This window comes from Lachnospiraceae bacterium KGMB03038 (assembly GCA_007361935.1).
In the GTDB taxonomy this organism is placed as follows: domain Bacteria; phylum Bacillota; class Clostridia; order Lachnospirales; family Lachnospiraceae; genus Massilistercora.
On sequence record CP041667.1, the window covers coordinates 2,605,982 to 2,632,708 of the forward strand.

General features: G+C 49.1%; 23 protein-coding genes, 1 pseudogene and 1 riboswitch. Of the genes and pseudogenes, 9 read left to right on the forward strand and 15 right to left on the reverse strand.

Features of this window, described 5'->3' with window-relative positions; translation table 11 throughout:
- Positions 1-4 precede the first annotated feature (4 nt).
- Complete coding sequence (locus FND36_12730; GenBank protein ID QDW74829.1) at positions 5-1,042, forward strand: acyltransferase family protein; 1,038 nt, start codon at positions 5-7, stop codon at positions 1,040-1,042.
- Positions 1,043-1,054: 12 nt separating this feature from the next.
- On the opposite strand, the gene FND36_12735 is transcribed toward FND36_12730, so the two are convergent.
- The 12 genes from FND36_12735 to FND36_12790 all read right to left on the reverse strand — a co-directional run bounded on the left by FND36_12735 (position 1,055) and on the right by FND36_12790 (position 11,943).
- Positions 1,055-1,660 (reverse strand): DUF3841 domain-containing protein, encoded by a 606-nt coding sequence (locus tag FND36_12735; protein QDW74830.1) that lies wholly within the window; start codon positions 1,658-1,660, stop codon positions 1,055-1,057.
- Between the two features lie 24 nt (positions 1,661-1,684).
- A complete protein-coding gene (locus FND36_12740) occupies positions 1,685-2,005 on the reverse strand; it encodes an MGMT family protein (protein ID QDW74831.1) in 321 nt (106 codons plus the stop codon).
- Complete coding sequence (locus tag FND36_12745) at positions 1,983-3,317, reverse strand: replication-associated recombination protein A (GenBank protein ID QDW74832.1); 1,335 nt, start codon at positions 3,315-3,317, stop codon at positions 1,983-1,985. The genes FND36_12740 and FND36_12745 overlap by 23 nt, the downstream gene beginning before the upstream one ends.
- Positions 3,318-3,372: 55 nt before the next feature.
- Complete coding sequence (gene abc-f, locus FND36_12750; protein ID QDW74833.1) at positions 3,373-4,878, reverse strand: ABC-F type ribosomal protection protein; 1,506 nt, start codon at positions 4,876-4,878, stop codon at positions 3,373-3,375.
- A 284-nt stretch (positions 4,879-5,162) separates the two neighbouring features.
- A complete protein-coding gene (gene cytX / locus FND36_12755) occupies positions 5,163-6,329 on the reverse strand; it encodes a putative hydroxymethylpyrimidine transporter CytX (protein QDW74834.1) in 1,167 nt (388 codons plus the stop codon).
- A gap of 1 nt (position 6,330) precedes the next feature.
- Entirely contained in the window at positions 6,331-7,146 is an 816-nt protein-coding gene (gene thiD, locus FND36_12760; protein ID QDW74835.1) for a bifunctional hydroxymethylpyrimidine kinase/phosphomethylpyrimidine kinase, read from the reverse strand.
- A gap of 126 nt (positions 7,147-7,272) precedes the next feature.
- A complete protein-coding gene (locus FND36_12765; protein QDW74836.1) occupies positions 7,273-7,929 on the reverse strand; it encodes an HAD family phosphatase in 657 nt (218 codons plus the stop codon).
- Positions 7,926-8,588 (reverse strand): thiamine phosphate synthase, encoded by a 663-nt coding sequence (gene thiE / locus FND36_12770; protein QDW74837.1) that lies wholly within the window; start codon positions 8,586-8,588, stop codon positions 7,926-7,928. Before thiE ends, FND36_12765 begins: the two co-directional genes overlap by 4 nt.
- Entirely contained in the window at positions 8,575-9,396 is an 822-nt protein-coding gene (gene thiM, locus FND36_12775; GenBank protein QDW74838.1) for a hydroxyethylthiazole kinase, read from the reverse strand. Before thiM ends, thiE begins: the two co-directional genes overlap by 14 nt.
- A 70-nt stretch (positions 9,397-9,466) precedes the next feature.
- A riboswitch (TPP riboswitch) is annotated at positions 9,467-9,574 on the reverse strand.
- 111 nt (positions 9,575-9,685) lie between these two features.
- A complete protein-coding gene (locus FND36_12780) occupies positions 9,686-10,189 on the reverse strand; it encodes a transcription elongation factor GreA (GenBank protein QDW75632.1) in 504 nt (167 codons plus the stop codon).
- Positions 10,190-10,204: 15 nt separating this feature from the next.
- Complete coding sequence (locus FND36_12785; GenBank protein QDW74839.1) at positions 10,205-11,500, reverse strand: hypothetical protein; 1,296 nt, start codon at positions 11,498-11,500, stop codon at positions 10,205-10,207.
- On the reverse strand, positions 11,488-11,943 hold the full coding sequence (locus tag FND36_12790; GenBank protein ID QDW74840.1) for a MarR family transcriptional regulator: 456 nt from the start codon (positions 11,941-11,943) through the stop codon (positions 11,488-11,490). Before FND36_12790 ends, FND36_12785 begins: the two co-directional genes overlap by 13 nt.
- 189 nt (positions 11,944-12,132) lie before the next feature.
- On the opposite strand from FND36_12790, the pseudogene FND36_12795 reads away from it, so the two are divergent.
- From FND36_12795 to FND36_12810, 4 genes and pseudogenes are all read left to right on the forward strand, one after another.
- Positions 12,133-12,656 (forward strand): annotated as a pseudogene (locus FND36_12795) (superoxide dismutase).
- Between the two features lie 60 nt (positions 12,657-12,716).
- A complete protein-coding gene (locus FND36_12800; GenBank protein ID QDW74841.1) occupies positions 12,717-14,081 on the forward strand; it encodes a VWA domain-containing protein in 1,365 nt (454 codons plus the stop codon).
- 128 nt (positions 14,082-14,209) lie between these two features.
- Positions 14,210-15,418, forward strand: coding sequence for an iron-containing alcohol dehydrogenase (locus FND36_12805; protein QDW74842.1), 1,209 nt, complete (start codon positions 14,210-14,212; stop codon positions 15,416-15,418).
- 43 nt (positions 15,419-15,461) lie between these two features.
- Positions 15,462-16,841 (forward strand): aldehyde dehydrogenase, encoded by a 1,380-nt coding sequence (locus FND36_12810; GenBank protein QDW74843.1) that lies wholly within the window; start codon positions 15,462-15,464, stop codon positions 16,839-16,841.
- Positions 16,842-16,889: 48 nt separating this feature from the next.
- Here the strand turns inward: FND36_12810 and FND36_12815 are convergent, their stop codons facing one another.
- Positions 16,890-18,311, reverse strand: coding sequence for a sodium:solute symporter family protein (locus FND36_12815; GenBank protein QDW74844.1), 1,422 nt, complete (start codon positions 18,309-18,311; stop codon positions 16,890-16,892).
- A 137-nt stretch (positions 18,312-18,448) separates the two neighbouring features.
- Positions 18,449-19,882, reverse strand: coding sequence for a hypothetical protein (locus FND36_12820; protein ID QDW74845.1), 1,434 nt, complete (start codon positions 19,880-19,882; stop codon positions 18,449-18,451).
- Between the two features lie 240 nt (positions 19,883-20,122).
- On the opposite strand from FND36_12820, the gene FND36_12825 reads away from it, so the two are divergent.
- The 4 genes from FND36_12825 to FND36_12840 are packed head-to-tail and all read left to right on the forward strand — an operon-like array spanning position 20,123 to position 25,249.
- Positions 20,123-21,439 carry a betaine reductase gene (locus tag FND36_12825; protein QDW74846.1) on the forward strand — a complete coding sequence of 439 codons (1,317 nt, stop codon included), beginning with the start codon at positions 20,123-20,125 and terminating at the stop codon, positions 21,437-21,439.
- A 36-nt stretch (positions 21,440-21,475) separates the two neighbouring features.
- Positions 21,476-22,783 carry a glycine/betaine/sarcosine/D-proline family reductase selenoprotein B gene (locus FND36_12830; GenBank protein QDW74847.1) on the forward strand — a complete coding sequence of 436 codons (1,308 nt, stop codon included), beginning with the start codon at positions 21,476-21,478 and terminating at the stop codon, positions 22,781-22,783.
- A gap of 26 nt (positions 22,784-22,809) precedes the next feature.
- A complete protein-coding gene (locus FND36_12835; protein QDW74848.1) occupies positions 22,810-24,075 on the forward strand; it encodes an MFS transporter in 1,266 nt (421 codons plus the stop codon).
- 1 nt (position 24,076) lies between these two features.
- A complete protein-coding gene (locus FND36_12840) occupies positions 24,077-25,249 on the forward strand; it encodes an amidohydrolase family protein (GenBank protein QDW74849.1) in 1,173 nt (390 codons plus the stop codon).
- Positions 25,250-25,385: 136 nt separating this feature from the next.
- Here FND36_12840 and FND36_12845 read toward each other — a convergent pair whose 3' ends face one another.
- Positions 25,386-26,603, reverse strand: coding sequence for an aminotransferase class I/II-fold pyridoxal phosphate-dependent enzyme (locus FND36_12845; GenBank protein ID QDW74850.1), 1,218 nt, complete (start codon positions 26,601-26,603; stop codon positions 25,386-25,388).
- Positions 26,604-26,727 lie beyond the last annotated feature (124 nt).

Sequence of the window (26,727 nt, forward strand, 5' to 3'; positions counted from 1 at the left end):
TTTTATGGAAACTGTAAAAAAAGAACGGGATTATCTGTTTGATAACTACAAAGTCTTTCTGATCTTTCTTGTAGTGATCGGACATTTTATTGAGCCTTCTTATACAAATAATGAATTTCTTTATACTTTGAAATGGTTTATTTTTTCTTTCCATATGCCGGCATTTATCTTTATTTCCGGTTATTTCTCCAAACGAGAACTTCCGTTTACAGAACTGATACGGAAACTTGCTGTTCCCTACCTGGTATATGAAGTAATCTATTACCTTTTGTACACGTTCATCCTTCACAGGCCAACTGTGCTGGATTTTCTCTCTCCTAAGTTTTCTCTCTGGTACATCCTGGCCTTATTTGTATGGAGAGCGGCAACCCCTTACGTAAAAAGGATCCCCGGTCATATGGCGCTTGCCATTGCCGCCGGCCTGCTGATCGGCTGCTCCGGCATGAAGGACAATTTCTTAAGTATCCCAAGGATCCTAGTGTACTATCCTTTCTTCCTGGCCGGCATCCATTTTCAGAAAGAAATGGTCCAAAGACTCCGGGATCGTACCATACAGATTCTGTCTGCCTGCGGGATTCTGGCTTTTACCGCCTTTCTGATCTTTGATCCGCTTCACAAAACTTATCTGCCGAAGATATTCTACGGCAGATACAACTATGATTTTCTGGGACAAACCACCGCGGAAGGAATGATCTGCCGGCTGATCTGTTACGGCATCGGATTTGGTCTGACCTTCGCCTTCCTGGCGCTGATGTCAGCAAAGCAAAATTCGCTGTCCTATATTGGTACCCGGACAATGGGCGTCTATCTGTTCCATGGACTGATCTACTCCTCTTTGAAGTCCGCGCCTTTACTGAAAAATATAGATACGATCCCGGAATCGCTGCTCCTGATCCTATGCTGCATAGCTCTCACTCTGTTTCTGTCCGCGCCGCTGTTTACTGCTTTTACCAACAAAGTATCCAGCCTGCGGCTTCCAGCGAAAAAAGAGCTTCCAGTCCCGGACCGTCCGTTCCAGGGCCGTCCCCGGACGTATGTATAAAGCTTGGACAGCTTATTCCTGAATCTTTTCCCCTGGGTGGACGATCTGCTTCACCCAGGCTTTTTTTATCTCCCAGAGATTGCCGCACACATTGAAGATCGTCCAATCGTCAATCTCAAAGATCCGCTTCCAGCTTTCTTTGATCCTGGCCTCTTCTTCCGGATACATTCCTTTGTAAGGTCCGTCAAAGAAAGAAAAGCGGTTGGTTATCCCCATCTCTTCCAAATGTTTCCGGTAAGCCTGCTCGTCTTCCTTGTCTTTGGGAAGATAGATCCGGTTCAGCACGTAATCCCATTTCACATCGTCAAAATAGATCACCTGGTCCTCCGGCACCTCTAACACATAGACCACCGTCCCAGGAATCGGTTTCAGGCAGTTCTCCGCGCTGATGGAGCACCAGAGGGGCGCCTTCACATCGCCTGGCTTTGGCACCCGTTTCGCCGCCTCTTTGGTAAACCAATCGTAGCTCTCCATGAAAAGAGGCGCGATATCCCCAAAATGCAGTTCCACATAGACCCGCTGATTAATGAGACGCCCGTCCCGCTCCAACTGATACAGCGTTTTATCATTCTGCCTGGTATACAGTTTTACCGTCTTTTTCTCCTCCATCCTTCCCATACCTCCGTTTCCGGCTTACGCCTTCTAAAACACATATTTTCTCCACTGAAACTGTTTCATATCTACATATCCGCTCTGAACGCGGACTCCTTCCGCCCGAAGGAGTTCTGCCTGCCGGTTATCCGCTTCCGGCCCAAAAGCCGAGGAAAGCCTTCCTTCCTTTGTCACTACACGATGGCAGGGGATCTCGCTTCCTTCCGGCGCTTCATGAAGGGCATAGCCTACCACTCTGGCCCATCTGCGGTTGCCGGCCAGGGCCGCCACCTGGCCGTAAGACGCCACCTGCCCCTCTGGGATCTGGCGGACCACCTCATAGATTTTCTCAAAGGTGTTCTTCTCTTCCATGGCCTTCCTTCCAATCCTTAATTTCTTTCAGCCGCCGTCCTACTTGTTTCTCCTGTCCCTGCTGTCCCGGATGATAGTAGACGGTTCCTTCCATCCCCTCCGGCATACACTGCATATGGGTCAGTTTCTCTTCTGTATTGTGGGCGTATTCGTAACCTTTGCCATAGTCCAGTTCTTTCATGAGCCCAGTAGGCGCGTTCCTAAGCCATAGCGGCACTGCTCCCGGCCGCCTCTCCCTTACGTCTTTCTTACAGGCTTCACAGGCTGTGTAAAGAGAGTTGGACTTGGGGGCCATAGAAAGATAGACGACCGCATGGGTCAGGTGCACGTCACATTCCGGCATTCCCAGGAAATGACAGGCCTGATAAGCCGCCACCGCCACTTGGAGCGCCTGACTGTCCGCCATACCCACGTCTTCACTGGCGAAACGAATCAGCCTTCTTGCTATATAAAGCGGATCTTCTCCGCCTTCCAGCATCCGGCACATCCAGTAGATCGCCGCATCCGGATCGCTGTTTCGCATGGATTTGTGCAGCGCTGAAATCAGATTATAATGCTCTTCTCCGCTTTTATCATAAAGCAGGGATCTTCTGGTGATACACTGTTCCAGATCTTCATCTGTCACCAGAACGCCCTCCTGCGTAATCTGCCCGTTCAGTACCGCCGTCTCCAGCGTGTTCAGCGCAGTCCTGGCGTCTCCAGCGGCAAACCGCGCGATGGCTGTAAGCTGATCCTTTGAAATCTGAACTTTTTCGCCCTGGAATCCGGCCGGAGATGCCAGCGCCCGTTCCATCATTTTCACCAGATCCTGTTCCTCTAACGCCTTCAGCACAAAAACACGACACCGTGATAACAAGGCCCCATTGATCTCAAAAGAGGGATTCTCCGTCGTAGCCCCGATCAAAATGATGCTCCCCTTCTCTACGTAAGGAAGAAACGCATCCTGCTGGGCCTTGTTAAAACGGTGGATCTCGTCTACAAACAAGACGGTCCGGCTTCCCATCCGCCGGCTTTCCTCCGCCTGGCGCATCACTTCTTTGATTTCCTTTATACCGCTGGTGACCGCGCTGAAATTAATGAACTCTGCCTGGGTCCTTCCGGCGATAATACTGGCCAAAGTGGTCTTTCCCACTCCCGGCGGCCCCCAGAAGATCATAGATGAGATCTGATCCTGCTCGATCAGCCGGCGCAATATCTTCCCCGGCCCCAGCAGATGTTCCTGCCCCACAAAGCCTTCCAGGCTGTCCGGCCGCACCCTGCTGGCCAGGGGAATCAGATTTTCTTGATGATCAAATAGTGTCATCTGTTCCATAACATCACCTTCTTAATGCAATCATACCATTGCGCGGGACTGCGCACAATCCCCTTTACAGACGGATCGTCCGGGTAGCGATCTTCTCCCGGAACGCCTGGTCGTGTTCCACGAACAGCATAGTAGGCTGGGCTTCAAGGAGCAATTCTTCGATCTGGATACGGGATAATAGATCGATGTAATTCAATGGCTCATCCCAGATATAGATATGGGCCCGTTCACATAAGCTTTTGGCCAGCAGGACTTTCTTCTTCTGACCCGCGCTGTAACTGGAGATATCCCGGCCAAACTGTTCTCTTCCAAAATCCAGCTTCCGCAGCAGAGTCAAAAAAATCGTAAGATCCAGCCCCGCCTTTTCCGCCAGCTCTTCCAGGTTTCCTTTAATACCGGAGACTTCCTGAGGAACATATGAGATCTTCACCCCTGCCGGAAGCCACACTTCTCCTTCCACAGTTTCCCCAGCCCCGTCTTCTTTGGCGGCCCGTCCCACACGCAGGATTTCTTTCATCAAGGTGGATTTCCCACATCCATTCCTCCCATCCAGACAGATCCTCTCTCCCGTTCCCACAGAAAATGTTATATCCCTGCACGCGGATCTCTCGCCATAGGAAATGGAAACGTTCCGCAGAACCGCCAGCTGCTGGGCGTGGTGTTCCAACGGAAACATCTTTAGCGCGTCCCACTGCTCCACATCTTTGAGCAGTCCCTGCTTTTCCTGGACTGCTTTCTCTCTCCGCTGTTCCAATGTCTTGGCCCGTTTCATCATCTTGGCGGCCTTATGGCCCACATAGCCCCGGTCTATCTTTGATCCCGCCGCTTTCTTACCTTTCTTGCTCTTTTCCACCTTGTCTGACCAGTTCCCCGTCTGGCGGGCCGCCTGGCCCAGACGTCCGATTTCGGCCCGCAGTCTTTCATTTTGCTGCCGTTCCATCTGGTCTCTGGCTTCTTTGTCCCGGTACCAGGAGCTAAAATCTCCTTTCCGTATCTCAATATTCGTCCGATTTATAGATAAAATGTGATCCACACAGCCATCCAGGAATTTCCGGTCATGGGACACCAGGATAAATCCTTTCTTTTTGTTCAGATAGTCCGCCGTCACCCGCCTGGCTTCCAGATCCAGATGGTTGGTCGGCTCATCGATCAACAGGAACCGATTCTCCCCAAGGAACAGCGCCGCAAGGAGCAGTTTGGTCTTTTCACCGCCGCTTAAGTTTTCAAAAGGCTGGTATAATACCTGCGCGTCCACCTTTAAGACATTTAATTCTTTCAAGATCTGCCATTGCTGAATCTGGGGATTCACCTCTTCCAATACTTCCAGCGCCATTTTCTTCTCATCTTTTATGGGGAATGGAAAATAAACAAACTCCACGCTGGAAATAATCTTCCCCTCATAGGGATATTTCCCCATCAAAAGATTCAAAAAAGTCGTCTTTCCCCTTCCATTCCTTCCTATGAATCCCAGCTTCCAGTCTGTGTCGATCCGAAAAGACACCTGTTCAAACACAGGTTCATAGCCTCCCTCATAAGTAAAACTTAAATCCGCAACATCGATCATCGACATATGAGCGCACCTCCCAACAGAACTAAAAAAAGCTGCAGGAACGTCTTCCTACAGCCGCACAGACATACACACGCTCTTTCTGATCGCCGAAAGAGCACTGGCATATATTCAAAGGGATGAGAATTGACATTTCCTGCGTCTGGCATAACAAAACAAAAACTTTCGTCCCGCGCCTGCAGCGCCTTTTTGTTTCGCTATGCGGTTTCCTTGTTATTAGCAGGAAATTGTCTTCATCCTCTCATCTCCTATCTTATCTATTTCTCTGCCTACCATAGCACAGATTTTCAGAAATGGCAAGCCTTATTTGCCGCCAGGCAGAGTAGGACGGTGATTATCATAGTGGGCAGAGTATTTCCCACCGGCAGATCCACTGTCATCAGGAACCGATATAGAATGAATCCCATCACCCAGACCAGCAGATTGATCTTGTGGACATTTTCCCGCCCCGCATCCTGCTTCAGAATAAAAAACGAGGCAATCTGTACCGCGATCATAGGGGCGAACACGGAACCGATCAAATACAGGAAATCTGTAATATTGTCCATGGGATATACAATAGCCGCAATGGTTCCAAGGACAGCCGCTCCCACTGCCACATATTTCGCCTTTACTCCTGGGAACAGCGACTCGCTGGAAACACCTGCTGAAAAGGCATCCAGGAAAGTGGTTGTCACGGTGGAGAAAACCACGATCAAGAGCGCCGCGGCCCCAAGTCCCGCTTTCAGCATAATCTGGGCAATATCATATTCCCCCGTATAAATAGCCGCTCCCATTCCGATCACATACATCCAGCAGCTTACCAACCCATAGACGATCACGCTGGCAGCCGTTGCTTTGACTGGTTCTTTGGCTTCTCTGGTATAGTCGCTGATAACGGGAAGCCAGGATAGGGGCATCGCCGCGGAAAGCTCCACTGCCGCTCCAAAAGTCATTGTTTCCGCCGCTGCCAGATCCGCGCTTCCACTGTCAAAGAAAATAATCTTGCTAAGAAGCAGTGTCAAAAGAAACAGGCCCGCCATCGCGATCAGATTGATCTTCCCAAGGTTTGTTACTCCTACCAAAATCCAGGCTACGATCAATAGGCCGATCACCAGACACCAGATCCACCGTCCAGTACCGGTCACCCCATCTGCCGCAAGAGCTCCGTCATAGATCATGATCCCGGTCCACCCCACTAACTGCAGGACATTTAGGGCGCTGAACAGAAGGCTTCCCTTCTGCCCAAAACTCATTTTCACCGTCTCCATTGCGCTTTTCCTGGTTTCTCCGCCAATCAGCCCAGCCAGAAACATCAATACGCAGCCGATCGCATGCCCCAGCAGGATCGCGCTTATACCCCTGCCAAATCCCAAAGGCGCAAGATAGGTCCCCGTCAGGATTTCCGCAATGGATACTGCCGCTCCAAACCAGATCAGGCCATTCTCAAACACAGAGGTCCGTTTTGCTTCCACATTACTCGCCTCCCTCAGCCTGTTCCATATATTTTCCCTTCAGATCAAATCCATGATCCATAGGTCCGCTTCCTTTCCCCAGATCCAGCATAGCTCCCAGAGCCCCGGAAATATAATCTTTCGCTCTTTCCACAGATTCTTCCAAAGCAAACCCTTTCGCAAGGTTAGAAGCGATGGCGCTGGAAAGGGTACAGCCGGTACCGTGGGTATTGGGATTATCGATCCGTTTTCCCCGGAACCATTTGGCCGTTCCATCCCGAAACAGCAGGTCGTTGGCGTCATTTAACTGGTGCCCGCCTTTCAATAACACAGCGCAGTGATAGGTTTCACTGATGATCTCGGCGGCCGTCTCCATATCTCCTTCCGACTTCACCGGAATCCCGGCGAGCACTTCCGCCTCCGGCACATTAGGGGTTAAGACCGCCGCCATAGGAAGCAGATATTCCTTCAGCGCCTGGACCGCCTCGTCACTGATCAGCTTTGCCCCGCTGGTAGCCACCATGACCGGGTCTACCACAATATTTTCTGCCTGGTACTGAGTCAGTTTTCCCGTGATCGCGCGGATCAAAGAGCCGGAAGATACCATTCCGATCTTAACTGCATCCGGACGGATATCTGTAAAAATATTGTCTAGCTGTTCTTCCAGAAATTCTGGCGTTACTTCCATGATTCCGGTTACGCCGGTGGTATTCTGGGCAGTCAGAGCGGTGATCGCGCTCATGGCATACACGCCATTGGCTATCATCGTCTTAATATCTGCCTGGATGCCGGCGCCTCCGCTGGAATCACTTCCCGCGATTGTTAATGCTGTTCTCATTTGTCATTCTCCCTTTCTTGTCTCATATTTTTGAACACAACATTATTTTGTCAAGCGACAGAAGGTGGTGCCCCCAATCCGCCGCCGGGCTGGTCTTTACAGCCCTTTTATTTTAAGACTGCCCACTTATAGAAAACAGTCCCAAAACCGTTTTTCATTTCTCAAGTCTGGCAGATAAAGGTCTGCCTGCCTTTTCAATTCCTCCTGGTCTTCCTCGCTGAAAGGATCATAGATCCCTACGGTGGGATATCCCGCCCTCTTGGCCGTCAGAAGCGCGTATAGGGAATCTTCCATCACCGCCGTCTCTTTTACTTCTGTACCAAGCATGTTCCGGGCCATCTCATAGACCGCCGGCTCCGTCTTGCCCGCCCCAGCCTCCGTACAGGTGGCGATCCCCTGGAAATACTTCCTGATTCCCAGTCTTTGGAATGCCTGTTCAATCTGGCTCTTCTCGCTGGAGGTGGCGACAGCGGCCTGGATTCCTTTCCGATCTAGCGCCTCCAGGAACTCTGACACGCCTGGTTTTAACTGAACTTCATACAGATAGAAATCATTTACCGTCTCCAGAATCCCCGCCGCGATCTCCTGGATCCCAAAAGAGAGGGCATAGGTCTCCTTCAGATACTGGGCCGCTTCCTGGACTGTCATAGCGAACAGAGTCCTTCCAAGCCTTGGTTCCGGTTCTCTGCCCAGTTTGCGCAGGTACCGTTCTCCTGCTTCCTCCCAGATTGCCATAGAGTCCAGCAGCACTCCGTCTGCGTCAAAGATCACGCCCCGGATCATAATTCTGATTTCCCTCCTGGCGCATCTATCATATGCTGTACTGCTTCTTTCAGATCTGTGGAGGCCTGCTCAATATCTGGAGCCCCAAAGATGGCGCTGATCACGGCAACGCCGCAGATCCCGCTTCCCGCCAGTTCCATCACATTTTCCCTGTTGATGCCCCCAATAGCGATCACAGGAATCTTCACCGCCTGGCAGATCGCTTTCAGAGTCTCATGATCCACATCTGAGGCATCGGCCTTGGAACCTGTCGGGAAAACTGCCCCTACTCCCAGGTAATCTGCTCCATGCCGCTGGGCCAGCAGGGCCTGCTCTACCGTATCGGCGGAAACCCCTATGATCTTATCTTCTCCAAGTCTGGCTCTGACGTCTCCCGCCTCCATATCACTCTGCCCTACATGCACGCCGTCTGCGCCGCAGGCTTCCGCGATCTCCACATTATCGTTGATCACAAAGGGTACCCGATATTCCCGGCACAGTTTCTTAAGCTCCTTTGCTTCCTCCAGGAAGGTCTCTTCATCAAGTTCCTTTTCCCGAAGCTGGATAAAGGTAGCGCCTCCTTTCAGCGCTTTTTCCACCTGTCTGTACAGGCTCTCCCCATTCAGCCAGCTCCGGTCTGTCACTGCGTACAGCAGTAAATCTTTCTTATCGCACTTCATAGTCTGCTCCTTCATCTAAAATCTTGGCATCCATATTGTAAATTGCGTCAATGATCCGGTTCCGGTAAGTGGAATTGCCGTCTCCTTCCTGCATCCGTTCCCATCCAATCTGTCCCGCAAGGCCCATGGCGCACACAGCCGCCGCGGCAGCCTCCAGCTTATGGTCTGGATTGGCCACCAGAAACGCGGTCATCATACCGGACAGCTGACAGCCTGTTCCCGTGATCTTGCCCATCTCCGGCCGGCCATTGCGGATCACATAGCAGGTCTCCCCATCGCTGACCAGATCGATAGCGCCGGTAATTGCTACGATCGTGCCTGCTTTCTTGGCAAAGTCTTTGGCAAAGGTCACCGCCTCATCCAGATTCTCTTCTGTCACCGCATCGGCCACATCGGCGTCCACGCCTTTGGTAGTGCCGCTTCCCTGGGCAAGGGTCTTGATCTCGGAAATATTTCCCCGGATCACATCAAACCGCAGAGTCTCCATCAACATCACCGCAGTATTGGTCCTCAGCGCGCTGGCTCCCGCTCCCACAGGGTCCAGGAGAATCGGATGTCCCAGCTCATTTGCCTTCCTTCCGGCTCCTAACATTCCTTCAATACTGCGCACATTCAGCGTACCGATATTAATATTCAGCCCTCCGCAGATGCTGGTGATATCCTCCACATCCTGGGGCTCGTCCGACATGATAGGACTTCCGCCGCAGGCCAGCAGGATGTTGGCCACATCGTTGACTGTCACATAGTTGGTGATATTGTGCACCAATGGAACTTTGTCTCTTACATTCTGTAAATATACTCCTAACATTTTCTTTAAACCTCCTTCTTTTTAGCCGGATCAACTGAAAAGCGGATACACCAACTGCTGGCATATCCGCTGTCATCACACGTTATATCCCTACGTTGGCATTATCCAAATCAGGTTGCGGGTCAAGGCAGCTCAGCCTACTCTCAGCCTGCTTTTGCAAGCTCCCCGTTTTTCATAATTTCTACACATTTTATTATACTACAGAAAGAAAGATTTGCAAGATGTAGTTTGGGTACACCCCAAAAGTGAATTTGAGACGTAGCATTTTTGCATTTTACTACGTCCCCTGTTAATATTTTCTCAATCTATCCCCGCTGTCATCGCTGGTCTTAGTGATCTTCTTAATCACCACATAATATCCCTCTCCGCCGCCGATCTTTACTTTGACCCGGTCTCCTTCTTTATGGCCCAGCACTGCCTTGCCGATGGGGGACTCGATGCTGATCAGCCCCTGCAGGGAATTCCCCCGCACGCTGGTGACCAGGCGGATGGTTTCTGTCTCATCCTCATCTTCAAAATATAGTTCTACCGTATTGTTGATCCCTACTTCGTCTTCCTTTGATTGATCAGATATGATCTTAGCTGTTTTTAACATCCTCTCTAAATAGCGGATGCGGCTTTCGTTCCGATTTTTATCCTGCTTTGCCGCCTTATATTCAAAATTCTCGCTCAAGTCTCCCTGGGCTCTGGCTTCTTTGACGGCTTCCAGCTCTTTCTTGCGCACTACCAGCTTCCGGTATTCAATCTCTTCCTTGATCTTTTCCACATCGCTTTGGGTCAATTGTTCTTTCACATGTATCATCCCTTTCTATCTTCTGCCGCTTCTCCACAATAGGAATGCTCCGATCAGGGTAAGACAGCACTGGGTCATCGGCGGCGAGATCCACACGCCTGTGATGCCCAACAGACGCGGCAGTACAAACGCCACCAGCAAAGCCAGCAGTGTTGGCTCTCCATAGATCAGCACATAAGCGGAAATATTCTTCTCCACCGCGTAGAAATAGGACGTGGTCACTCTTAAAAACGCCGCAAATATAAGTCCTATCGCAAAATACTGGATCACGTCCGCGTACATAACCTGTACTTCCCCGGATACTCCAAATACTCCCGCCAAAACATTTCTGCTAAAAATAATAGCACCAATACACAAAATTGTCACCCCTGCCGCCATAGTATAGGCCATTGCCCGTACTTTCCCCACTTCTTTGGGGCTGTCACTTCCATAGTATCTTCCGATCAGCGGCTGGGCCCCGTCTCCGATTCCCTGGATCAAAAGCTGAGCCACACAGATCACATAGCTGACCACCGCATAACAGGAGACCGCCAGTTCCCCTCCATAGATGATAGCGCCCTTGTTAATGATCATGATCACAATATTAGGCGAAAGCGTCAGTCCAAAAGGAGACGCCGCGATCGTCACCAGATAACGGAGTACTCTTCCCTTTGGCGCAAATCGGGCATAGTGAAAAAGACCGACCTTTCTGACTAAGAAAACAATCCCCGGAACCAGCGTCACCATCTGCCCCATCAGCGTCGCCACAGCGGCTCCTTCTACTCCGTATCCAAACACTGATACAAACAGCCAGTCAAATACAATATTGGTCACAAAACCGGCCACCATAGCCGCCATAGCCATGACGGCTCCGTCATAATTGCGGATTACCGGCACCATTCCGGTACTAAACACCTGGATCGCCGCCCCAGCCGCTATAATCCTGATATAGCCTGCCGCATAGGTATAGATATCCCCGCTGGCTCCAAACAACCGCAAAATAGCAGGATAAGCAAAAAGAAGGCTCACCGTCAATAAAACCCCCGCGGCCAGAAGCAGTACAAAAGCGTTCCCAAGATACTGCTTCTCTGCCTCCTCGTCTCCCTTTCCTTTGTTGATCGCGATCTGGATCGCCCCGGCCATTCCAATACCTGTGCCGGCCGCCTGGATCAGCGACACCAGCGGATACGCCACATTGATCGCCGCAAGCCCGGCATCCCCTACATTTCTTCCTACAAAAAATCCGTCAACAATGGAATATACGCCGGTAAAGGCAAATGCGACCATAGACGGAAGCACATTTTTGAAAAATTCCTTTTTTACTGACTGCATGATGTTCGCTCCAATTCTTCCTGAAAATATCCTACTAATAATCGGTTGATCCTTAGCAGCGTTTCCATATCTTCTTCCCCAATCTTTTGCAGAACGGCCATTTCGGCCCGCTCCAATTCCAAAACGACCTTTTCGGCAAACTGCCGTCCCTCTTCTGTCAGCTGAATGGTTTTATTCCTTTTATCCTTCTCACTCTGCTGAAAGCAAATATAACCCTTTTTCTCATAATTCTTCAAAATACTGTTCACCGTCTGTTTTGGCATGGACCATTCTTCACAGATCTCTTTCTGGCAGGATCTGCCCTTTCCATAATAGATAGCGTACAAAACAAACAGGGAATCATATGTCATTCCCCGATCCCTGGCCCATCTGAAATACAGCCTGTTTGTCGTATTCCACAAAGCGTAATGCTCTCTTAACTGCCGTTCAAAAACAGATTTCATTCTTTTCACCCTTTCATTAGTCCGTCATCGGACCATATATGAGTATAAATCAATTTCTTTTTACCTGTCAATTTAAATTTGAGTAAAATCTTAAGATTTTTGATTTTCATCGGGAAGCGTTTTCACCTCTTTTTTACAGCAGCATATATTTATAATGAAATATTTTCGGCTTTTGAAAGGAATTGGACTATGAATTTATGCTATCCCTTCATTAATACTCCTCTTCCCTATGAATACGATGCGCTGGAACCATGGATCGACCGCGAGACCATGTATCTCCATCATACCAAACACCTGCAGGCGGTGTTTATAATCATCGGTTCTTTTTCGACGGTCTGGCCGCTCCAAAGCAGTCCTGCCCTTCTTCTTTTCTTCTTACCTTGATCCAGCGGCAGTTTGGCAGTTTTGACGTTTTCCAGTCTCAGTTCCAGGAGGCAGCCATGTCTGTATTCGGATCCGGTTATGCCTGGCTGCTGCTGGATCGGAACCGTCTGCGCATCACCACTGCCGCCGACCAGGACAGCCCTTTCCTGCGCGGCGGAGCCCCGCTGCTTACTCTTGATGTCTGGGAACACGCTTATTATCTGAAACATCATAACTTAAGAGCCGATTACATCAGCGACTGGTTCCGCGTGATCAATTGGGAAGCGGCGGATCTGCGGCTTCAGGCTACGGAAGGTACCTTTTTCTCCCCTTCACATATGATAAAGTGAGGAGAGATTACAAACTTTGACATACTCTCCCTGTTGAAGAATTGATTTGGAGGAAAATCTATGGGTATTACAAATTCAAATAAACAAATTGATACCACTCAAATTGACTGTGAAGGAACCCTAAAGGTAACGCTGGCCCTCTCAGCCGCCCCTGATATCGCTTCCAACCCTACGGACATTATTCTAGTCCTGGACCGTTCCGGCAGTATGGCTGGTTCTCCCCTTTCCAATATGAAAACCGGAGCGAAAACCTTTATCGACATCATTGATGAGGCTACGGACAGTTCCAGAGACGGAACCATTGGCTTCGGCAGCCGCATAGGCATCGTCAGTTTTGCCGATACCGCCGCTGTCAACGCTCCGCTCATGACCTCTGCAGCAGACCTTAAGTCCGCGGTAGATGCTCTGACAGCCGGCGGATCCACCAACCACGCTGACGCCTTCGAGACCGCCGCCCAGCTCTTTGATCCTGCTTCCACTAACGCAAAAGTCATCGTTCTTTTTACGGACGGAAAGACAACAGCCGGACCGCCTCCATCTCCGGCAGCCGCCGCGGCGCGGGCGGATGGGATCGTCATTTACTGTATCGGCCTGATAGGCTCTGATGGAATCGATGTCAGCGTGCTGAACGACTGGGCCACCGATCCAGACGACTCTCATGTAGCAGTAACCCCTGATGAATCAGAACTGGAAGATCTTTTTGCCGACCTGGCGGCCAATATTTCCAAACCCGGAGCCACAAACATCGTTATTGATGAAATTGTGAACGCTGATTTCCAGATCCTCAGCATTAACTCTCCCACCAAAGGAACCGCCATGATGGTGAACGCTTCCACTCTTCAGTGGAAGATCCCGGAACTTGGCGCTTCTGGTAATGAGGGCGCTTCTCTGGAATTTTTCATCAAACACATCGGCCAGACTTCCGGCACAAAACTGGTAAACCAATCTATCACTTACTCAGATACAGAAGGGAATGATGTAACTTTCCCGGCCCCCTTAGTCAAGGTAACCTGCAGCGACGTGATCCATCCGGAAGAATGTCCCGCCCCTGTGACTCTTTCTATCAACGGATGCCAGGATTTCCTCTCGGCAGATCTTGGAGATACGTGTCTGGAATCTCCGGGCCGTATCCTTCAAGTTAACGCAACGATCAAAAATGTCTGTCCAGGGAAACGGGTAGCGCTGGCTATCATTTTAACAGAACTTGACCATACCGGACGGGAGTGTCCCCGCGGTATGAAGACCATAACTGTCCCGGCCCATCATCACTCCGGCTGCAGAGATGTGCATGTAAAGGGAATCACATTCGTACTTCCGGAAGATCTGGATAGATCAGGCTGCCCTCATTCCATCTGCGGCGCCAGGAATTTCCGGGCACGGCTGATCTCACATTATATTGACAACGGCTATCACTGCGAGAACTGAAGAACCAATAGTTGACAATCCTTCTTCTTCCTGCTATAGTCAGTTTGCTAAGATTTTACTGCGTCAGCCCTCTGAGCCCGCATCCGCGGGCGGGGCTGGCGCTTATTTCAGAGAAAGGAAGCGATATCATGAACCGATTTCGTAAGATGTACTGTCGGACCTTTCAGATGGTCTTCAAGATCGCCCTTCCCTTCCTTCCCTACCGGAAACCAAAGATTGTGGGAAGTGTTAAGGCCCTGCCTGACATTCTTAAGAAACGTAAATGTGACAACGTACTAATCATCACCGATGCCGGAATCCGCAGGCTGGGACTTCTTGACCGGCTGGAAAAGGTACTTGAAAAAAATGGAATCATTTATTCCATTTATGACCGAACAGTAGCCAATCCGACCACAGCCAACGTAGCGGAAACCGTAGAGATTTATCAGACCAACGGCTGCAACGCTATCATCGGATTCGGCGGAGGCTCCAGTATGGACTGCGCCAAAGCTACCGGCGCCAGGATTGCCAAGCCGAATCAACCTCTGTCCAAAATGAAGGGAATCCTCAAAGTACACAAACGTCTTCCCCTTCTGATCGCCATCCCCACTACTGCCGGAACCGGAAGCGAGACAACCTTGGCGGCCGTCATCACGGATGCGGAGACGAGACACAAATATGCCATCAATGACTTTCCACTGATCCCCAGGTATGCGGTCCTGGATCCAAAGGTAACATTAAGCCTTCCTCCGGCCATCACAGCCTCCACAGGTCTGGATGCTCTCACTCATGCGGTAGAGGCCTACATCGGCAATTCTACCACTTACGGCACACGCAAAGATGCTTTGCTGGCAGTCAGATTAATTTTTGAAAACTTGGACACTGTATATAAGGACGGAAGCAATCTGGACGCCAGAAGGAATATGCTCCACGCTTCTTTCTACGCGGGATGCGCATTTACCAAATCCTATGTCGGATACGCCCATGCCGTCGCCCACTCTTTGGGCGGGGAATATAACGTGCCTCACGGATATGCCAACGCAGTCATCCTGCCCATGGTTCTGGAAGCCTATGGAAGCAAGATTTACAAGAAACTCTACAAGCTGGCGCTGGAGGCCAATGTGGCCGATCCGCAGGATTCCTATGAAGAAGGAGCCAGGAAATTCATCCGCTCCATCAAAGATATGAAGCTTCGTTTCCAGATTGGCAATACGATTCCGGAAATCCGGGAAGAAGATATTCCAAAATTAGCCCATTATGCTGACAAGGAAGCCAACCCGCTTTACCCTGTCCCGGTGTTGATGAACGCGAAAGAACTGGAGAAATTTTATTATCAGCTGATCGAACTGGCTCCGTAAGCCGGAACGATCCAGCTTATAGATTTATGAGGAGGCATTTGATATGAACCAGCAGGAAATCCAATCCATCATCCAGACTCAGCGCGCCTTTTTCGATTCTGGCGCCACCTTACCTGTCGATAGCAGGATCCAGGCGCTGAAAAAACTACAGTCCTGTATTCTGCGTTATGAAGAAGAAATTGGAGAAGCTTTAAAGCAGGATCTTGGCAAAAGCAGTTACGAAAGCTATATGTGCGAGACTGGACTGGTCTTAAGCGAGATCAGCTACATGCTGCGCCATGTCCGTTCTTATGCCAGGGAGAAACGGGTCCGCACCCCTCTTGCCCAGTTTCATTCCAGAAGTTTTAAAAAACCTTCTCCTTACGGAGTGGTTCTGATCATGAGTCCTTGGAACTATCCATTTCTTCTGACCCTGGATCCGTTGGTAGATGCCATCGCCGCCGGGAATACAGCCGTTGTAAAGCCCAGCGCCTATTCGCCTCATACCAGTGATCTGATGGTAAAAATCATAAAGGAAAGCTTTCCGCCGGAATATGTGACCGTTGTTACTGGGGGGCGGGCGGAAAACACCTGCCTGTTAAACGAGCACTTTGACTATATTTTCTTTACCGGGAGCCAGGCGGTTGGCCGGGAAGTCATGCGGTGCGCTTCTGCCCATCTGACGCCAGTCACCTTAGAGCTGGGCGGGAAAAGCCCCTGTATCGTAGAAAAGACGGCCAACCTCAAGCTGGCCGCCAAGCGGATCGCATTTGGGAAATACTTAAACTGCGGACAGACCTGCGTGGCCCCAGACTATATCTACTGTGATGCTTCCATCAAAGACCAGCTTATAGAAGAGATCAAGAGGCAGGTACGGCTCCAATACACAGAGCAGCCGCTTTCTAATCCAGCCTATGGCAAGATCATCAACGAAAAACATTTCCAACGGATCCTTGGACTGATCGATCCAGAAAAGGTGGTTTTAGGCGGAAAATCCAATCCAGAAACCCTTCAGATCGAACCTACCGTCATGGATCAGGTAACCTTTGAAGACGCTGTAATGCAGGAAGAAATCTTCGGTCCTCTTATGCCGATCCTGACCTACGATTCCTTGGACGAAGCCATCTGCAAAATCAACGCAATGGCTCATCCGCTGGCGCTCTACATCTTTACTTCCAGCAAAGAAACCGCCCGGAAGGTAACTGCCCGGTGCCAGTTTGGCGGCGGATGTATCAACGATACCATCATCCATCTGGCCACCAGCGAAATGGGATTCGGCGGCTTTGGCGAGAGCGGCATGGGATCCTACCACGGGAAGGAGGGCTTTGACACCTTCTCCCACTATAAGAGCATCGTAGACAAGAAAACTTGGCTGGATCTGCCTATGCGGTATCAGCCCTACAAAGAATTCAACCGGAAGCTGCTGCATATATTCCTAAAGTAAGTCAATTGGGGCCGGGGGATTTTTAAAAATCCCCCGGCCCTATTTAACTTACTGCTTTTGCGGATCCAAAATAGACACAAGGAAGAGAACAACTGCTCCTACCAGACTGGAGAAAATTTCCCCCGGGACGGATCCGACCTCAACTCCCATAAATCCTGCCACAGCCGCCAAAAGGCCCGCAATCAGTCCTGCGATCGCTCCCCGCCTTGTCGCCCCTTTCCACATGACTCCAAAGAAGATCGGTACAAAAGCGCCGGACGTATACAGCGTAATGGCATAGACCATTCCATTAATGATACCAGGAGAATACAGCGAATAAAGAACAGCGAAAAACCCTGCTGCCAGCGTAAAGATCCGAGTTGCCAAAAGCAGCTTTTTCTCCCGGTTCGTCTCCAGTTGCTTTGTAAACAATACTTCTACCACATCATTTGCGAAATGGGAAGCGGCGCCTGTCAATAAGGAATCAGAGGTAGACAGGATTGCCGCTATGATTGCCGCGAATAATAGTCCAAACATCCAGTCCGGAAGATACAGAAGCATAACCTGCGCCAGCGCAGAACTGGAATCTCCGGCCTCAGCCATCTCAGGCAGACGAAGCCTGGCTATCATCCCGATCACTACAGGCGGCATACTCAAGATCGTTACCAGAACCGCCGCTATCCCGCAGGCAATATTCGCTTCTTTTCGACTTTTCATTGAAAACATCCTCTGGAAAATATCTTGGCTGATCGCCCGGTTTAAAAGATTGGGAAGAACCAGCCACAACAGCATGATCATATTCAAAGGCGTAACTGCCGTCAGATAATCTTGGGGAAGTGTATCTGAAACCGTCTGCAATTCATTTAAAACCTGTCCGAATCCTCCATTTTGACGAAGACAGAAAATCATAGCGGTTGGAACTCCGATAAAAATAACGATCAATTGAAACGCATCCGTATAGGCAACCGCTTTAATCCCGCCAATTGTTGTAAGTATTATGATAACGGCCATGAAGAAAACCGCCCAAGGAATCGGATTGTCAAATCCCATTGCCGTAATACTGGATACCAGAGCCGTTACATTCGACCCGGCCACTCCCACTAAAGAAATAATCGATAAAATAGAACAAGTCACCCGCAAAAAACGGCTGTGATAACGCTCGTCCAGAAATTCCGTAACTGTCGTATAGCTGGTAAAATTCTTCATTTTGCTGCACATCAGCATCGCCATGCCAAGGGTGAGCAGTGGAGACAAGCCGTAAAGGAACATCATCACTCCCGTATCATAGGCATAAGAAGTCCGGCCTACCAACATTCCGCCGCCATACATGGTGGCCGCGATCGTAAGCGCAGAAACACCAATGGGAAGAGACTTCCCTCCCAGAAGATAATCAGATACGGACCGATTATTTCTTCCAAAATAGATGCCTATGGCAAACAAGGCACACAAAAAGACAAGTAAAAATACGATATTCATCACAGGCATAGTCATCTCTCCATTCGTTTAGATTCTTTATCCGCTTATAGATATTATCAATCCTATCTGAATGTGATTTTTTTTACAATGTTTAAAAATTCAACAATTTTCTGTTTTCTATGTGTTCCGAACACAATCGTAAGCTTCACCCCCTATTCTTCCTCACTTTCAGTACCCATATAAATCGTAAAATCTCTGATATTCAGATACGTAAAAATGCGGATTGAAATCTGAAGTTTAGTAAACATTCTTGGATCGTTCAAATTCAAATTAAATCTCTCTTTTAAAGTTTCAATCCTGTGATATACCGTATTTCTGTGGACAAATAGTTTTTGCGCCGTCACCTGCAGATTCTCTCCGCTTAAAATATAAGCTGCCAGCGTATCCAAGAAACTGCTGCCGTTCTTCTGATCATATTCATAGATCTTCAGACAGGTAGGATGGCATAAAGAAGTAACCGGAACACCGCTGCCGCTGGCAATCTCCAGAAGGTGAGCGATCATATTATCTTCATATCTGGAAAGAACCATGTTTTTCTTTTTATTCTTTGAGATCGCAAGTGTTTTCTTACACTGTTCAAATGCTGTCTTTAGGTTCTCGTAGTCAAAAAAGCCGTAGCTTACGCCAGCCCGCAGTTTCTCTGCCGACAGATATTGAATAAGGCTGGGAAATTCTTCTTCCCGCAGTTCCTGATTCCATCCATATCCCAAGATCGCCAGATAATAGTTATCATAGGAGTAGATCTCCCTTCCAAGGATTGCGCTCAGCCGCTCTTTGACCATAGGTGAATAATTAGTACTCCGGTCCACCGCCAGAAGGTAATACTTCTCATTTTCCGGAAGGTTGAGCTGTTTTAATTTACAATGGATCTCTATTCCGTCGTCCAGCGTCCCCTGGAGCAATCCTCGCAGGAAGGCGCCCTCTCTTGTATCCGCTCCCTCTTGATCCTTATAAAATTGCGCCGCGTACAGTTCCATCAGAAATTTCATGTAGCGCAGATCCAGCGCATCGCAGAATTTATTTTCCATTTCTTCCACAATGATATAACCTGTGGTTACTCCCCCAAGTTCACAGCGCCCTACAAGACGGCGGCAGGGATTTGTATCATCCGCTCCCAAAAGAAAGATCTGGTCGTTATAAAGATTCCGTCCAAACCGGAGAGATGAGCTTTGGAAACGTCCCATCTTTTTCGTCGAGCTGGCCACGGTCTGGAAAGCCGGTCCTGCAAAACATACCGGATTCTCCATGACCATGTGGGCAATGCACACCTGCTCTTCCAACGTCTCTTCCTTCAAAACAGCATGACCCAAAAGCGTCATGGAAGAGCTCCGGCGGTAATCGTTCATCAGAAGGCTTTCCGCCTCTTTATAAACTTTTGGAACCCGATTCTTATCTGCAAGCAGTACGCAGATCGAAGGATCTTTTGGCGCCTTCAGATTCACGTCCCCAATGTATAGACAGTTGGGCCGGAGCGGCTTTTTCGGAATGAAATAATCAATCTGATGGATCTGGGTATTCCGATATCCATAGAATCCTTTCACATGATCTTTCAATACATTCAGATAAATCTCAGCAAGCAAAGCCATTGTTCATCCCTCCTAGTCTTTTCTGATCTGCGTAGCATAACTGCTCTCATTTCACAGCATAAACCATACCCGGTTTCCTTCCCCTTGTCAATATGGGGGAATATGTCATTGTACAATCGTACAACCGATCCTCCTTGAGATTGTGTCCCCATACCTTGTGAAAAAAAAATCTGGCCGCTAGAATAATTGTGAACATGTTCGTAGAAAAATGGTCACATTTAAGAAAGGACGGAGGGATATATGAAGTTAGAAATTGGCAATTTTTATGTCAAAGACATCCAGTTTGGCGAGGTTACTAAATTCGCCGACGGCATCCTGACAGTCAATAAAGAAGAAGCTATCCGGGCGCTGAACCCAGATCAAAAATTAAAGAATATCGAGCTTTATATTGCTCGTCCAGGTGAAAGTATCCGAATCTTACCCATCAAAGAAGTAGTAGCTCCACGGGCAAGGAAGGACGGACGTGCGGCTTTTCCTGGTTACACTGGGGAAATTGCTCCCTGCGGTGATGGAGTCTTATACGCACTTCAAAATATGTCGGTTATGGCCGTTGGCAAATATGCGGGTTTCCCGGACGGAATGGTAGATATGGACGGCCCGGCCACAGAATTGACCCATTATTCTGAAATCATCAACCTGGTCTTTGTGGCAGAAAATGTTGACCCGGAAGAAGAACGGGGCGATATCCATAAGACGAATGGAAACTATCGGCTGGGAGCGCATCTTCTGGCTGAATACCTTGCGAAAGCTGTGCTGGATCAGGCGCCTCAAGACTGGGAGCGTTACGAACTGACAGACGTATCTGACAAACGTCTTCCTAAAGTTGCCTTTGTTATGCAGGTGACTACAAGCTGGAGAAAAAATCTTGGATATGACAGTTTGTTCTATGGAAAAGACACCATCTATTTAGTCCCCACACTGGTTCATCCCAATGAACTCCTGGATGGGTGTCTGACCAGCTGCAGCGTTCTCTACGGATCTGCCATCAATCATACCTACGATTATCAGAACTTTCCCATTTTAAAGGAACTTTATGCTGAACATGGGAAAAGCATCGATTTCGTCGGTGTCCTGTTTGACGTAAACGATACAGAATATGACATGAAGGAACGCGCCTCAATCCGTATCGCTACCATGGCGGAAATGCTTGGCTGTCAGGGAGTTATCACTATGGAACACGGAGGCTGCGGCCATAGTGACGTGGATTTCTTCCTGACCATCGCTAAATTGGAAGAAAAGGGAATCAAAACTGTCGGCGTTTGTATTGAGGGGCCCGGAAGAGATGGCGTATCCCAGACAAAAGCCATTCTGGATCCCAAGGCTGATGCCATCGTTTCCACAGGAGACAATACCGCTCTTATCGAGCTGCCTCCTATGGATCAAGTAATCGGTTATATCGACACTATCAACCGGGACGCTTATCCGGGAACCTGGGCAGACGATCCTCTTCTTGGTCCGTCCCTGCGCAGTGACGGCTCTCTTATCGTTGAAACTCATTTGATCTGCGGACACGACGGCGAATCCGGGTGGTCTCACAAAACCTGTAAAAGTTACTAAAATAAATCCGTGTTTTCTGGAAAGGAGGAATTCAAAGTGAAAAAAGTAATCCTGTATCTCAACCAGTTCTTTGGTGGAATTGGCGGGGAAGACGCGGCTGACTATAAAGTTTCCCTGCTCGATGGTACTGTGGGACCTGGCGCTGCTCTTCAGGCACAGATAAAAGGCGGCCAGATCACACATACCATCATCTGCGGCGACAACTATATGAACAGCCATACCAGCGAGGCTTTGGAGGAATTGAAATCCCTGCTTGACGGCATCGAATTTGATCTTTTCATTACAGGTCCCGCATTTATGGCCGGCCGTTATGGCGTTGCCTGCGCTACTGTATGCCAGTTTGTAAAAAATCATTATCAGGTGCCTGCCATCACTTCCATGCATGAGGAAAATCCCGGAAAGGATATGTTTCCTCTGGATATGTATGTACTTCAGGGGACTGATAAAGCGGCAGGTATGCGCCGGGATCTGGCAAAGATTGCTGCTCTGACTAATAAATTTCTCAATAATGAGCCAATTCTTTGGGCAGAAGAAGAAGGATATTTCCCCCGCGGTATCCGTAAATACGTCGTTCTCCCCAAGGAGCAGACTGCGGCCAAGCGGGCCATTGATATGCTCAAAAAGAAACTGAACGGGGAGCCCTTCGAGACAGAACTTCCTATCTCCAGTGAAGACCATGTTCCTATTGCGGCTCCAGTCAAAGATCTAAGCCATGCGCGGATCGCTTTTGTTACCACCGGCGGCCTGGTTCCCCATGACAATCCGGACAGTATCCCCGGCGCTTCTTCTACACGTTTTGGACGGTATAAGATCGGAGATATAGATTCTCTTAAACCAGGGGAATGGATCTGTGTCCATGGCGGCCTGGATGCAGTATATGCCAACGCAGACCCAGAAGTAATGGTTCCCTTAAGCGCATTAAAGCAGTTGCAGAAAGAAGGGAAATTCGGATATCTCCATCCTTACTTTTACAGTACTACCGGTAATCACACTAACAAAAGCAATGCTGTACGGATGGCCAGAGAAATTACCGAGTTTCTAAAGGAGGACCATATTGACGCCGTCATCTTTGGCTCCGCATGAGGGACCTGTACTCGTTGCGGTGCAATGATGGTGAAAGAAATTGAAAAAACAGGAATCCCGGTAGTCCATGTGGTAAATATGGTGCCTGTGGCTAAAAGTATCGGCAGCAATCGGATTTTAAAGGCTTATTCCATACCCGCTCCTATGTGTGACCCGAATCTTCCTGCAAAGGATCAGGCACAGCAGAGATATCATCTGATGGAAAAAGCATTGGAAGTTCTTGCCACAGATATCAAGACCCAAACTGTTTTTAGCGTATAGTTATCAAAATAAAGGAGGCAGAATCTATGAAAACAAAAATCACCCCCATGCAATGGCTGCTCATCCTATGCTGCTCAATCTCGTGGGCCGGCATCATGAATACCGGCTGGCTGGCTACATCCTATTACAGCCTGGTCCAGGGAGCTTTAGGATTGAGTGATAATACACTTGGTACCATCATCTCTCTGATGGGCGTAGCCGGTATATGCGGATACATATTTGCCGGTCCTCTGATCGACAAAATTGGATCTAAAATCTCTATTACGATTGGAATCATAACGGTTTCCGCTGTTACTTTAATCCTACTGTTTTCTCCAGCGCCTGATTCAATTGCGGTCGTATGTTGTGTGGCCATGCGTTTCTTCGGATGCTTCTACACGACTGCCACTATGCGTTATGTAGCGGCGATCACAGAAATCGGCGCTCAGGGACGTTCCCTCGGCTACTTTTATGCGTTTATGGGAGGAGTCAGCCTGCTGCAGGGCACCATCGTCTCAAATATCATTAATTCTTCCAGCGCTTCCAGTGGACTGAACGCTCTTTTGGCCATCAGTATCACAGAAATGATCATCTGTCTGCTGATCATTATCTTTGGTGATAAGAGAAATCCGTTTCTTCCTTCTAAGGCTCCCGCCGCGGCGGCTGAATCCACAAAGACAGAAGAACCTCCTTTCCTGCAGACTTTAGGCGTAGCCCTCAAAAGCAGACGTTTATGGTTCTTGGGAGTTGTGTCTTTCACAACGGTATGTGTCCAGACACTGGTTACCTATGTTCAGCCCCTGTTTACCTCTCAGTTTGGAGTATCTACTGGAAACGCCACACTGATCGCCACCTGGGTCAATCAGGGAACTCTTTTGGTCTTTGGCGCCATCACCGGAATCCTGGTAGACAAACTGGGAAGCACTTCAAGGGTTATCGCTCTCAGTCTGGTCTCCTTCTTGGTATCTTGCATCCTGGTACTGGTTTCTCCATGGAGTCCGAGTTACGTCGCAATTCCAATTATCGGTCTCTTCCTGATTCGTATCTGCGACAGCATCACCAAGCCAGGACGTCAGTCCATGATCTCAGAAGTCGGCCTGCCTGACAATTTCCGCGGCTGTGTTGTTGCCTTTGTGAACCTGGTCATGGCAATTCCGCCGATCATCCTTGGGAGACTGTTTGGCTCCATCCTGACCAGATACGCTGGTGTTGACACTGGTTACCGAATCATCTATGTAATCTTTATCGGCATCGCCATCATCGGTTTCCTCGGCTTATGGGGATTCGTACGCTCGAAAAAGGAGGCGGCATAAAATGTATGTATTAAGAAACTGTCATCTGATTCCAGAGTTGACGGAAGGAACCTCTCTGACAGAGGCGGATCTCCTCATTGACGGAGCTTACATCAAGGAAATCGCTCCTTGCGGAACCGCATTTGAAAGTCTGGAAAAAGAAATCGATATGGAACATATGACTGTCATGCCTGGTTTGATCGATGCGCATGTGCATCTGCGGATGATGGGAGGCGGTATGCAAGCTTCTCAAGACGACATTCCGGCAGTGACCCTGGACGAACTTCGGTTCGCCCAGTGGTTGCTGGACAATGGATACACAACTGTGCGGGATGTGGGAGACAACAAAGCCTGCCCTTCCATTGCTCTTAGAGACTATATCGATGCCGGGAAAATCCAGGGCCCCCGCCTTTTCTGCTCTGGTCCAACTTTAACGCCCAGCGACAGAGGTATGCAGAAACCTTACAGCAGCGGCCATCACTATAAGGTTGACTCTCCTATGGAGATGCGCCATTATGCCAGGCATAATTTCATGATGGGCGCCGACTTTATCAAACTCTATGGAACCAGCTCTGCGATCGCCCGCCGCGGCGGGACCCCCGGATCCCAGATCATGGCGGTTGATGAGATGGAGGCAGCGGTGGAGGTCGCCACACGAAAAAACACTTATTGCGCCATCCACTGCCATGGCGGCGAGGCTTGTGAGAACGCTGCCCGTGTTGGTGTGCGTACCATTGAACATGCTACTTTTATCGAACCAGAAACATTAAAATATCTGGAGACACGAAAAGCAGAAGGCCATGGCATTGTTATAACAATTTCTGTGGTAAAAGATAATTCCTGGGGAACAATCCCTGACTCTGTCTACCAAGGAGCCGTCAGGCATCTAAAGGGGGCGGATCAGTACGACATCCTGATCGGATGGGGTACCGACACTTCCTGGGATTTCTATCAGAAACATCCTTACCGGGAATTCGAAATGCGGAAAAATGATCTGGGCTTTTCCAACATCAACATCCTGAAACAGGCCACCATCAATACAGCAGTCCTGATCAACCAGGGCGAAAAAATCGGTTCTGTAAAGGCCGGAAAATACGCCGATCTGATCGCGGTCAACGGAGATCCTGCGGCAGATATTACTGCAATGTATCACAAGCCGATTCACGTGATCAAAGAAGGACAACTGATTCGCTGAGATTGATTATGGAACTTACAAGATTATCAAAGATCTTAATCAAAAATTCCATACTGGCCAGCTAAAAACGGGTGTCATACCTAAGACCTATTCTCATGGTATGACACCCGTTCTAACATTCGGTTCTGCCGCCAAGTTATTTCTGTCGGTATCCATCCAGGAACTCTCCCATCCGTCTCACGGCATCTGAGAGCACTTCTGCCTGTGGAAGCATGACAATCCTGAAATGATCGGGTCTTGGCCAGTCGAATCCACTTCCCGGCACGATCAGGATATCCGTGGCGTGTAAGAGATCGCTGGCGAACTTTCTGTCATCTCTGATCTGGAATTTCTCTACGTCCAGCTTCGGGAAGATATAAAAGGCGCTGTTGTTTTTCACAAAGGAAATGCCATTGATCTTGGACAGTTCTCTTACGGTTGCCTCTCTTTGTTCGTAGAGGCGTCCTCCTTTTCTGACCGCGGAGGCCGGCGTTTCCATATCCTTAAGCGCCGCCGGGATCACAATCTGGGCAAGAGCGTTGGCGCACAGCCTTAGTGACGTCAGTTTGATGATCCCCTGACGGTAGTCTTCTGTCAGACGCCGCGGCCCGCTGATCACCATCCATCCGCATCGGTACCCGCACAGAAAATGGGATTTGGACAACCCATTCATCGTAACTACCGGAATATCTTCCGCTAGAGAGGCAAGTGAAATATGTTCCAGCCCATCCATTACCAGCCGGTCATAGATCTCATCCACAAAGACCAGCAGGCCAAACTCTCTGGCCACTTGAACGAGTTCTTCCAGAACTTCTTTGGAATACAGCATACCCGTCGGATTATTGGGATTGATGACCACAAGGGCTTTGGTCCTGGGCGTGATCTTGGAACGGATATCTTTCACATCGGGCTGCCAGTCTGCTTCTTCGTCGCAGACATAGAACACAGGTCTCCCCCCAGCCAGATACACGGAATTGGCCCAAATGGAATAATCCGGTGCCGGGACCAGCACTTCATCGCCAGACTCCAGCAGAGGCTGAAGCGCAAAGGAAACCACTTCGCTCACTCCATTTCCAATAAAAACGTCCTCCGGCGTGATCCCTTGAATTCCTTTTCCCATCTCATATTCACAGATTGCCTCCCTGGCACGCGGCATCCCTTTGAAATCACAGTATCCTACTCCGTCTCCCAGGTGATTCTCCAACGCGGCTTTGATGCTTTCCGGCAGGCCAAAGCCAAATGCGGCCGGATTGCCGGTATTGAGCCGCAATACTTTCTCTCCTTGTTCCTGCATATGAAGTGCTTCTATGTAAAGCGGCCCTCTGATATCCGAATGAATACAGTTCATTTTCTTTGCGGTTGCGATTGCTTTCATCCTATCTCCACCTTTCTGGAATCTTTTTCCTTTGTCTACATCATAGACCGGCGGATAGATATAATCAAATACTAATATCAATATACAAGTTATAGTCTTTTATCTATAGTTCTTGTGTCACCGC